The sequence below is a fragment of the Streptomyces sp. NPDC002868 genome, from assembly GCF_055563295.1.
Genome location: NZ_JBVHDR010000001.1, coordinates 538,439 through 548,549, shown reverse-complemented (window position 1 = coordinate 548,549; position 10,111 = coordinate 538,439). Strand labels below are relative to the sequence as shown.

The window sequence follows — 10,111 nt, the reverse complement described above, 5'->3', positions numbered from 1 at the left end:
TGACCCCCTCGGGGTTTTTACAAAAACCGCCGCCGGGTTTTTTTTTGCCGCGGGTCGGCCTGAAGTATCAGGCCGACCGGCGGAAACTCAAGTCCGCCCGGGCGAAAATCCAGCCCCGCCGGCGATTGAGGCGCGAGGTCCGGGACAGAGCCCCAAATCCAGCCCCGCCGGCGATTGAGGCGCCGGGTCCGGGGCGGAGCCCCAGTTCAGGGAAACGGGCGGGGTGGGGGAAAGCACCCCCCGGGTCAGCCGCCCAGCTCCTGGTGACGCGCCGCCAGGCGACCCGCCCCCTCCTCCGTCAGAGAACCAAAGACCCGCAGCCGCGAAATGCCACCATCCGGATAGATGTCCACCCTGACATGCGTCCCCACCGCCACCGCGCCCAGCACAAAGCGATGATTCGTGTCCGGCTGCAGACGCGTCCGCGGCAGAAGCTCCGCCCACTCCCCCTTCTCACCATCGCGGAGCGAAACCGCCGCCCACCCCGCGCTGTTGCCCTTCAGATACGCCGTATCGATCTCCACCGCGCGGATCTCGGACTGCTCCACCAACTGGTAGCGGATCCAGTCGTTGCCCTTGTCGCGGCGGCGGCGGGTCTCCCAGCCGTCGTCCATCTTGCGGGAGCGGCCCGGCTGGATGGTGTTGGTGGCCGGGGAGTAGAAGCGGTCGGAGGCGTCCTCGACCTGGCCGCCGTTCTCCAGCGCGACGAGGTCGAAAGTGCCGAGGGCGGCGAGCCACGCCGGGTCGGGCGCGACCTCGCCGTAGACCCGCAGGCGGGCGATGCCGCCGTCGGGGTGCTGGTTGACGCGCAGATGCGTGAAGCGCTGCGCGGCGTCGACCGCGAAGCCGTTCGCCGCGTGGCCGCCGATGGCCGTACGGGGGACGAGCGTCGTCCACTTCACGTCGCCGCCGAGCAGGTCCTCGGGCGACGGGGACCCCGGCACCGATGCCGCCTCGACCGACACCGCCTGCGGGTAGTTGCCGCGGAAGTGCGCGGTGTCGACGACGATGCCGCGTACGACACCGGGCGCGCCGAGCCGTACAAGCGCCCAGTCGTGGTCGTCCTCGGTCGGGTGCGGCTGCGCGGCGCTCACACCGCGGCGCCGGCGGGTCTCCCAGCCGTCCATGATCTTGCCCTTGTGGCCGAAGTGCTCCGGGTCGAACTCCGCGGCCTCGGGCTTCAGCATGTTCTCGCGCTCGGCGAAGAACTCGTCGTTGGCGGCGATGACGCCCGCGCCGAGCCGCCGGTCGGCGAGGTCGGCGTAGTGGACGAACGGAAAGTCGGCCGTGCGGTAGTCGGCGTACGGGTCGCCGCCGCCGAACGGGCTGGCGTCACCGGTGAAGGAAGGGATGGACACGATCAGTTGTTCCTTTCGAGCAGCCGGCCGGTCGGCTCGGCCAGGGTGCCGTTCTCCACGATGCGTTCGCCGCGCAGCCACGTCGACCTGACGACTCCGTGCAGGGTCTTGCCCGCATACGCCGTCACCTGGTTGCGGTGGTGGAGTTCGGCCGGGTCGACGGTGAAGGTCTCGTCGGGCGCGAGGACCGCGAAGTCGGCGTCGCGGCCGGCTTCGATGGCGCCCTTCTGGTCCAGTCCGGCGAGCTGCGCGGGGGCCGCGGACATCCAGCGGACGACGTCTTCGAGGGTGCGGCCGCGCTTGCGGGCCTCGGTCCAGATCGCGGGCAGGCCCAGCTGGAGGGAGGAGATGCCGCCCCAGGCGGAGGCGAAGTCGGGGGTTTTCAGGTCGGTGGTGCAGGGCGAGTGGTCGGAGACGATGCAGTCGATTGTGCCGTCGGCGAGGCCTTCCCAGAGGGCGTCCTGGTTCTCGGCCTCGCGGATCGGCGGGCAGCACTTGAACTCCGTTGCCCCGTCCGGGACTTCCTCGGCCGTGAGGGTGAGGAAATGCGGACAGGACTCAACAGTGATCTCGACGCCCTCGCGCTTGGCGGCCGCGATCAGCGGCAGCGCGTCGGAGGAGGACAGATGCAGTACGTGCACACGGGCGCCCCGGCGCCTGGCGTGCGCGATCAGACCTTCGATCGCGGTGTTCTCGGCATCGCGCGGCCGGGACGCGAGGAAGTCGGCGTACTTCGGTCCTGACTCCTGGGGCGCCGCGGCCAGGTGGTGCGGGTCCTCGGCGTGCACGATCAGCAGTCCGCCGAAGCCGGCGATCTCGGCCATAGACCGGGCCAGTTGGTCCTGGTCGAGCTCGGGGAACTCCTCGACGCCGGACGGCGAGAGGAAGCACTTGAAGCCGAAGACTCCGGCGTCGTACAACGGCCGAAGGTCCTTCACATTGGACGGGATCGCGCCGCCCCAGAAGCCGGTGTCGACGTGCGCCTTGGGCCGCGCCACGTCCTGTTTGGTACGGAGGTTGCCGACCGTGGTGGTCGGCGGGAGGGAGTTGAGGGGCATGTCGAGCAGAGTGGTGATGCCCCCGGCCGCGGCCGCGCGGGTGGCGGTCCAAAAGCCCTCCCACTCGGTGCGACCGGGGTCGTTCACATGGACATGAGTGTCGACGAGTCCGGGGAGTACGACATCGTCCCCGAAGTCCTCGAGCCGGGCACCGGCCGGCACCTCGGCGTCGTACGGCAGCACCGCCGTGATCTTCCCGGCGGCGACGGCGACGGATGCGGCGCGCGTCCCCTCCGGAGTGATCACGCGCGTCGAGCGCAGTACCAGGTTCACGTCCACATCGGACACCCGTGCCCCTCACTTCCGTTCCGTACACGGATTCACACAGCAAAATTCAACGAACTGTTGAAGAAGTCTTCACTCCGGAGTCCGGCCCGTCAAGCCCCCTCCCGGGCGGCCACCCCTGATGATCCCGCTTGGATATTTCCACAAAGTGAAACTGGAATTTCGTGAGGCAGAAGGTAGCTTTGGACAAGGACGCCGTCGAGAGACCGTCGAAGGTGACCGCCGGCACACGGACAAACGCCCCCTGACCGGCAAAGACGCCTTTGACGGGAGCGATGTGCCGCCCGCAGCCGCCCGGTAGGCTGCTGACTTGCCTGCCTGCCCGAAAGGACCCGCCCACGTGCCGACGTCCAGCGCCAACGCCACCGACGCCGCCAAGACCGCTCCCAGCGGTGGCGTGCAGTCCCTGGAGCGCGCCTTCGACCTGCTCGAAAGAATGGCCGACGCCGGTGGCGAGGTCGGGCTGAGCGAGCTCTCCGCCAGCAGCGGCCTGCCGCTGCCCACGATCCACCGGCTGATGCGCACGCTCGTGGCCTGCGGTTACGTACGCCAGCAACCCAATCGCCGCTATGCGCTCGGCCCCCGGCTGATCCGCCTGGGCGAGTCCGCGTCCCGGCTGCTCGGCACCTGGGCCCGGCCCTACCTCGCCCGGCTGGTCGAGGAGACCGGCGAGACGGCGAACATGGCGCTGCTCGACGGCGACGAGATCGTGTACGTCGCGCAGGTGCCGTCCAAGCACTCCATGCGGATGTTCACCGAGGTCGGCCGGCGGGTGCTGCCGCACTCCACGGGCGTGGGCAAGGCGCTGCTCGCACACACCCCGCCGGACGAGGTGCGGGCGCTGCTCGCCAGGACCGGCATGCCCGCCGCCACCGAAAAGACGATCACGACGCCCGAGGGCTTCCTCGATGCGCTCGAACAGGTGCGGCGCACCGGCTACGCGGTGGACGACAACGAGCAGGAGATCGGGGTTCGCTGCCTCGCCGTCTCGGTGCCCAACTCCCCCACGGCAGCGGCGGTTTCGATCTCCGGCCCGGCGGGCCGGGTCACCGAGGCAGCCACCGAGAAGATCGTCCCGATCCTCCAGGAGGTCGCCCAGGACCTCTCGGCGGCGCTGGCGAGCACGTCCGCTCAGGGCTGACGCCTCAGAACAGCAGACCGCGCCGGCGACCCGAGGTCGCCGGCGCGAGTGCGTTCAGAGCGGGGCGCCCTGCGAGCGATCCGCTTCCAGCAGCGTGCGCGCCGCCTCCCGGGCCCGCCCCGCCGTCGCACTGTTCCCGGAGATCGCGGCCGTCACCGTCGCACCTTCCACGAGCAGCAGGAGCGGCTCCGCCAGCCCGGCGGAGTGGCCCGCCGAAGCCACCAGGCCCGCCAGATACCGCCGCAGCGCATCGACGTGATCGCGGGCCGCGGTCGCGACCCCTTCCGATGTGGCCCCCAGCTCCCCGAAGGAGTTGACGAACGCACAGCCACGGAAGCCGGGCTCCTCGAACCACGACTCCAGCCAGTCGAAGACCGCAAGGATCTTGTTCTCCTCGGCGGGCCGGGCGTCGACATAGCTCGCCAGCGATGCCCGCCAGCGCGCGTCGCGGCGGCGCAGATAGGCCTCCACCAGGCGCTCCTTGGAGGGGAAGAGCTGGTAGAGGCGCTTGAGTGACACCCCCGACTCGTTCCGGATCTCGTCCATGCCGACCGTCTGCAGTCCCCGCCCGTAGAGGAGCGACTCGGCTGCGTCGAGGACGCGGACCTCCAGTGCTGCGGCTTCCATTCCAACCCTCGCCTTGCGTGAGAATCACCGTTCTCCTACGCTACTGCACACCGGGGAGAACGCACGTTCTCCCGTTGTCGATGGGAGAGTCATGACCGCCACGAGGCCGCCCTTCCCGCCCTTCACCGCCGAGACCGCGCTACAGAAAGTCAGGGCGGCAGAGGACGCCTGGAACAGCCGGGACCCCGAGCGGGTCGCCCTCGGCTACACCGAGGACTCCGAGTGGCGCAACCGCGACGTGTTCCTCTGTGGGCGCGCGGAAATCGTGGAGTTCCTGCGTGAGAAGTGGCGGTACGAGCTGGACTACCGTCTGCGCAAGGAACTGTGGGCCTTCACCGACAACCGCATCGCCGTCCGCTTCGAATACGAGTGGCACAACGATGAGGACAGGTGGTTCCGCAGTTACGGCAACGAGAACTGGGAGTTCGACGAGAACGGACTGATGCGACGCCGGTACGCGAGCATCAACGACTTCCCCATCGCCGCGGACGAACGGCGCATCGCACAAAAATAAAGCCCGTTGGGGGTCCCCCCGGACGAAGCCTGGGGGACATTGAGGACGAACGGGCCGCCGGACTGGCGGCCCGTCACCCGGCAGTCAGACCCGGCGCTGCGGCGGCACCTCGCCGAAGAGGTCCACCGCGTTTCGCAGCACCATCAGTGCGGGCCCGAGCGCGCTCACCGAGCCGATCGCGCCCGCGATCAGCAGCAACGAGCGGCGCATCCGCGGGATTTCGGGGTTGCCGCCCGCCACCATCGCCGCCAGCACGGCCAGTTCGTCCTCCGCGATGCCCCGGTCGGGGAACTCCGCCGGGTGACCGGCGAGTTCGCGGCGGAGCCGGGAGACGGCAGCGCGCAGCTCCGTCGCCCTAGGGTCCTCGCCGCTCCCTGTCACCCGCGTCTGCCCCACGCTCCGCAACAAAGCTCTCCCCCTCGCACACCTTTGTGCCAGCTCGAAAACCCGTCGGTCGTCGGTCAGCCGCCCGGGGTCGCGGGCAAGTTAACGCCATCCGATGCGGCAGGCGCCACTCCGTGGACGTAATTCAGGACGACGGCTGTACGGAGTCGATCGCACCGCGCCAGACCGTGACATCAACGGTGATGTAGTGGCTGGGATCCCCTTCGGGTGACCTCCCCTGATAGGTCACCAGGCCCACGTTCCCCGTCTCACTCAGCACACAGAACTTCGCGCCCTTCGACAGGTTCTCGACCTTGAGCGTAGTGGCGAACCGGGTCTCGCTCCGGCAGGTCGCCAGGTCGGCGCTCTGGCCGGTGCGCAGCAGGACCAGCTTCGCGTTCTTGGCATCGATCGAGCCGAGGTAGTACTCGTGCTCGAAGTCGATGGTGTTGGCGCTGTCACCCTCAATCGGCTTGACCGGCTCGTCGCCGAGGCTGATGCCGTAGTCGTCCGTCACGTTCAGGCCGTTGTACGTCTTGGGCGTCGGGTCCGCGACCGGTTCGGCGGGCTTGGAGGACTGGTCGCCGCCCGGGGTGCCGGGGTCCTGCGTACCGTCCCCGCTCGTGTCCGGCGAGCCGTCGGCCTTGCCCTGGCCCTGCGACTGGTTGTCCTTGTCCTTGCCCGACAGGGCGAGGTACACGCCGCCGCCGGCCAGCGCACCGATCACCAGGGTGGCGACGACGGCGATGGCGAGGGTGCTGCCCTTCTTCTTCGGCGCGGCGGGTGCGAGGGGCCCGGAGACCGTTTGGTACGGCTGCGGTTGGTACGGCTGCGGGGGCCGGACGTACTGGGGTGCCGTCTGCGCGTGCGGGGTGGCATGCGCATGCGGGTAACCGTAGGTCGGCGACTGGGCCGGCGGGCCGAAACCGGGCGGCGGGGTCGCCGGGGCGGACGCCGTCGTGGGCGGCGGAACCGGAGCGGGCGACTGCATCTGGGCCTGGCCGGCGGTCTGGGTGGGCGCGTAGTGGGGCGGCTGCTGGACGGGAGTCTGAGCAGCGGCCTGCGTCGGCGGGTGGGCCGGCGGCTGCACCGGCGCCGGGGCCTGCCCGGCGGGCGGGGTCACCGGCGGCGCGGGCGCCGCCGTGCGCGTGGTGATCTCGGCGGCAACGGCGCCCGGCAGCCACTCCTCGGGCCGGCGCAGCACCGTTTCCGCATTGGCGGACTGGCAGATGGCGAGGAGGTCGGCGACCGAAGGCCGGGCCTCGGGGTCCTTCGCCAGGCAGCGGGTCACCAACTCGCTCAGCTGCTCGGGCAGTTCGGTGAGGTCGGGCTCCTCATGCACGATCCGGTAGAGCACGCCGTGCGAAGTGCCTTCACCGAAGGCCGCCTTGCCGGTCGCCGCGTACGCCGCGATCTGGCCGAGCGCGAAGATGTCGGTGGCCGGGGTGACCTGGCTGCCGGCCGCCTGCTCCGGGGCCATGAAGGAAGGGGTGCCGATGGTGACGCCGCTGCTGGTGAGCGAAGTCGCGTCGGCGGCCCGGGCGATACCGAAGTCGATGACGCGCGGCCCGTCCGAGGCGAGCAGGACGTTGGCCGGTTTGAGGTCACGGTGGACGATGCCCGCGCCGTGGATGACGTGCAGCGCCTCGGCGATCCCGGCGACCAGCAGCAGCACGGTCTCCACCGGCAGCTTGCCGTGCTGGATGACGGCGTCGGCGAGGGAGGGCCCGGGGACGTAGGCCGTGGCGAGCCAGGGCTGCTTGGCCTCGGGATCGGCGTCAATGACCGGCGCGGTGTACAGGCCCTGCACGCGCTGTGCGGCCTGCACCTCCTGCGCGAAGCGGCGGCGGAATTCGGCGTCTTGGGCGAAGTCGGGCCTGATCACCTTGATGGCGACCGGGCGGCCGCCGGGCGTGTACGACAGGTACACCTTGCCCATGCCACCGGCGCCGAGCCGAGCGGCCAGCCGGTATCCGGCGACATTCTGCGGATCTTCTTCGCCCAGCGGCTGGAAGACCGCTCCGTCGTGCGCACGCCCACTCATCAACTCTTGTCCCCCATGGCCAACTTCAGTATCAGAGGTGCACCTTATCCAAGCGCACGCCCTGCTCTCCACGTCGGACGAGTGGCGTGACCCGGGCGGTTGCAAGCCCTTGCCGACGGACCGCCACCGGCTCGGCAATTCGACCGCTTATGAGGTAAGGAGTCCTTATGGCACAACCACCGAAGGAACCGATCGTCGCCGGACTGCTGCTCGCGGCGGGCGGCGGGCGACGGCTCGGCGGGCGCCCGAAGGCGCTGCTCCACCACCGGGGCCGGCCGCTGGTCGAGCACGCGGTGCGCGTGCTGCGCGAGGGCGGCTGCGGACCCGTGCATGTGGTGCTGGGCGCGGCAGCCGATCGCGTACGGAAGGAGGCCGACCTCTCCGGTTGCGTGCTGGTCGACAACCCGGAGTGGGAGGAGGGCATGGGCTCCTCGCTGCGAGCGGGCCTGGAGTCGCTCGGCGCCACGGAGGCGGACGCGGCGCTCGTCTCTCTCGTGGACCAGCCGGGGATCGGCGCGGCGGCGGTGGCCCGCATCCGCGCCGCGTACCGCTCCCGGGATTCGCTCGCGGCCGCGGCGTACGAAGGAGAGCGCGGCCATCCGGTCCTCTTCGGCGCGCACCACTGGAAGAACATCGCGGCGAGCGCGGTCGGCGACCGCGGCGCGCGCGCGTATCTGAAGGCGCACGAGTCCTCGCTCGCGCTGATCGAGTGCGGCGACATCGCAGAGGCGTACGACATCGACACGGCAGAGGATCTGACGCACCTTGAGTGAACGGCGTGGCACTCAGCGCCATGGTCTGTCGACTCAGAGAATCTCGATATCAACAAACCATTGAACTTCCACCATGAGGAAACTACTATCCACTGGTCAGAAGCGCCCGACCCCCGGACGGCGCCCGCGACCGTACCTCGGTCATGCGGCACCGAGTGCCGCATCTGTACGCCCGGCGGCCGCCAGGCACCGCCCGCTGAAGGAAGTGACAGCTCATGTCCGCACCAGCGCCGTCCCCGCTGGCCATCGTCGAAGCCGAGCCCCTGCCCCGGCAGGAAGAGGTCCTCACCGGCGCGGCCCTCGCCTTCGTGGCTGAGCTGCACCAGCGGTTCACGCCGCGGCGCGACGAGCTTCTCGCCCGTCGCTCCGAGCGCCGCGCCGAGATCGCCCGTACCTCCTCACTGGACTTCCTCCCGGAGACCGCCGCCATCCGTGCGGACGACTCCTGGAAGGTCGCCCCGGCCCCCGCGGCACTCAACGACCGCCGGGTGGAGATCACCGGTCCGACCGACCGCAAGATGACCATCAACGCGCTGAACTCCGGCGCGAAGGTCTGGCTCGCAGACTTTGAGGACGCGTCCGCTCCCACGTGGGAGAACGTCGTCCTCGGCCAGCTCAATCTGATCGACGCCTACGAGCGGAAGATCGACTTCACCGATCCGAAGTCCGGGAAGTCGTACGCCCTGGGGCCGAACGAGGAACTCGCGACCGTCGTGATGCGCCCGCGCGGCTGGCACCTCGAGGAGCGCCACCTCCAGTTCGACGGCCGCCCGGTCCCGGGCGCGCTGGTCGACTTCGGCCTGTACTTCTTCCACAACGCCAAGCGCCTGATCGACCTCGGCAAGGGCCCGTACTTCTACCTCCCGAAGACGGAGTCGCACCTGGAGGCCCGCCTCTGGAACGAGGTCTTCGTCTTTGCCCAGGACTACGTCGGCATCCCGCAGGGCACCGTCCGCGCGACCGTCCTGATCGAGACGATCACCGCTGCGTACGAGATGGAGGAGATCCTCTACGAGCTCCGCGACCATGCGGCCGGCCTCAACGCGGGCCGCTGGGACTACCTCTTCTCGATCGTCAAGAACTTCCGTGACGGCGGCGAGAAGTTCGTGCTCCCGGACCGCAACGCGGTGACGATGACAGCCCCCTTCATGCGCGCGTACACCGAACTCCTCGTCCGCACGTGCCACAAGCGCGGCGCCCACGCCATCGGCGGCATGGCCGCCTTCATCCCGTCCCGGCGCGACGCCGAGGTCAACAAGGTCGCCTTCGAAAAGGTCAAGGCCGACAAGGACCGCGAGGCGGGCGACGGCTTCGACGGCTCCTGGGTCGCCCACCCGGACCTGGTACCGATCGCGATGGCCTCCTTCGACGCGGTGCTGGGCTCCAAGCCCAACCAGAAGGACCGCCTGCGCGAGGACGTCTCGGTGGCGGCCGGCGACCTCATCGCCATCGACTCACTCCACGCCAAGCCGACGTACGAGGGCCTGCGCAATGCCGTCCAGGTCGGCATCCGCTACATCGAGGCGTGGCTGCGCGGGCTGGGCGCGGTCGCGATCTTCAACCTGATGGAAGACGCCGCCACCGCGGAGATCTCCCGCTCCCAGATCTGGCAGTGGATCAACGCGGGCGTCGTCTTCGAGAACGGCGAGCCGGCCACCGCGGACCTGGCTCGCAAGGTCGCGGCGGAGGAACTGGCCGCGATCCGCGAGGAGATCGGCGAGGAGGCCTTCACGGCGGGCAACTGGCAGCAGGCGCACGACCTGCTGCTGAAGGTGGCGCTGGACGAGAACTACGAGGACTTTCTGACGCTGTCGGCGTACGAGCAACTGCGCGGCTGACCAAGCTGGTTCACTCGCACCGCCCCCGGTACCGCACAGCACCGGGGGCGTCGTGCTGCCGCGAACTGCGCACGCCGCGCCTCTCGCGC

General features: G+C 69.8%; 9 protein-coding genes. 4 read left to right on the top strand and 5 right to left on the bottom strand.

All coding sequences use genetic code 11. The features are described from left to right. Positions 1-245: 245 nt before the first annotated feature. Together alc and allB are read right to left on the bottom strand one after the other, a co-directional pair. On the bottom strand, positions 246-1,361 hold the full coding sequence (gene alc / locus ACZ3H8_RS02575) for an allantoicase (protein ID WP_467397909.1): 1,116 nt from the start codon (positions 1,359-1,361) through the stop codon (positions 246-248). Further along, positions 1,361-2,704 carry an allantoinase AllB gene (gene allB / locus ACZ3H8_RS02570; protein ID WP_467396508.1) on the bottom strand — a complete coding sequence of 448 codons (1,344 nt, stop codon included), beginning with the start codon at positions 2,702-2,704 and terminating at the stop codon, positions 1,361-1,363. Before allB ends, alc begins: the two co-directional genes overlap by 1 nt. Before the next feature lie 337 nt (positions 2,705-3,041). Between allB and ACZ3H8_RS02565 the strand changes: the two genes are divergently transcribed. Further along, entirely contained in the window at positions 3,042-3,842 is an 801-nt protein-coding gene (locus tag ACZ3H8_RS02565) for an IclR family transcriptional regulator (RefSeq protein WP_467396506.1), read from the top strand. A 54-nt stretch (positions 3,843-3,896) separates the two neighbouring features. Here ACZ3H8_RS02565 and ACZ3H8_RS02560 read toward each other — a convergent pair whose 3' ends face one another. Further along, on the bottom strand, positions 3,897-4,469 hold the full coding sequence (locus ACZ3H8_RS02560; RefSeq protein ID WP_467396504.1) for a TetR/AcrR family transcriptional regulator: 573 nt from the start codon (positions 4,467-4,469) through the stop codon (positions 3,897-3,899). A 91-nt stretch (positions 4,470-4,560) separates the two neighbouring features. On the opposite strand from ACZ3H8_RS02560, the gene ACZ3H8_RS02555 reads away from it, so the two are divergent. Continuing rightward, positions 4,561-4,983, top strand: coding sequence for a nuclear transport factor 2 family protein (locus ACZ3H8_RS02555; protein WP_467396502.1), 423 nt, complete (start codon positions 4,561-4,563; stop codon positions 4,981-4,983). A gap of 84 nt (positions 4,984-5,067) precedes the next feature. Here ACZ3H8_RS02555 and ACZ3H8_RS02550 read toward each other — a convergent pair whose 3' ends face one another. Both ACZ3H8_RS02550 and ACZ3H8_RS02545 read right to left on the bottom strand, forming a co-directional pair. Further along, positions 5,068-5,391 (bottom strand): DUF5955 family protein, encoded by a 324-nt coding sequence (locus ACZ3H8_RS02550; RefSeq protein ID WP_467396500.1) that lies wholly within the window; start codon positions 5,389-5,391, stop codon positions 5,068-5,070. 121 nt (positions 5,392-5,512) lie between these two features. Next, positions 5,513-7,411, bottom strand: coding sequence for a serine/threonine-protein kinase (locus ACZ3H8_RS02545; RefSeq protein ID WP_467396498.1), 1,899 nt, complete (start codon positions 7,409-7,411; stop codon positions 5,513-5,515). Positions 7,412-7,578: 167 nt separating this feature from the next. On the opposite strand from ACZ3H8_RS02545, the gene ACZ3H8_RS02540 reads away from it, so the two are divergent. Continuing rightward, on the top strand, positions 7,579-8,184 hold the full coding sequence (locus tag ACZ3H8_RS02540) for a nucleotidyltransferase family protein (RefSeq protein WP_467396496.1): 606 nt from the start codon (positions 7,579-7,581) through the stop codon (positions 8,182-8,184). Between the two features lie 215 nt (positions 8,185-8,399). Then, positions 8,400-10,022: a malate synthase A gene (gene aceB, locus ACZ3H8_RS02535; protein WP_467396494.1), complete on the top strand. Its 1,623-nt coding sequence runs from the start codon at positions 8,400-8,402 to the stop codon at positions 10,020-10,022. Positions 10,023-10,111 lie beyond the last annotated feature (89 nt).

Coding starts and splice junctions, on each gene's coding strand:
- ACZ3H8_RS02560 (WP_467396504.1), bottom strand. CDS start 4,469: ATGGAAGCCGCAGCACTGGAGGTCCGCGTCCTCGACGCAGCCGAGTCG.
- aceB (WP_467396494.1), top strand. CDS start 8,400: ATGTCCGCACCAGCGCCGTCCCCGCTGGCCATCGTCGAAGCCGAGCCC.
- ACZ3H8_RS02555 (WP_467396502.1), top strand. CDS start 4,561: ATGACCGCCACGAGGCCGCCCTTCCCGCCCTTCACCGCCGAGACCGCG.
- ACZ3H8_RS02540 (WP_467396496.1), top strand. CDS start 7,579: ATGGCACAACCACCGAAGGAACCGATCGTCGCCGGACTGCTGCTCGCG.
- ACZ3H8_RS02545 (WP_467396498.1), bottom strand. CDS start 7,411: ATGAGTGGGCGTGCGCACGACGGAGCGGTCTTCCAGCCGCTGGGCGAA.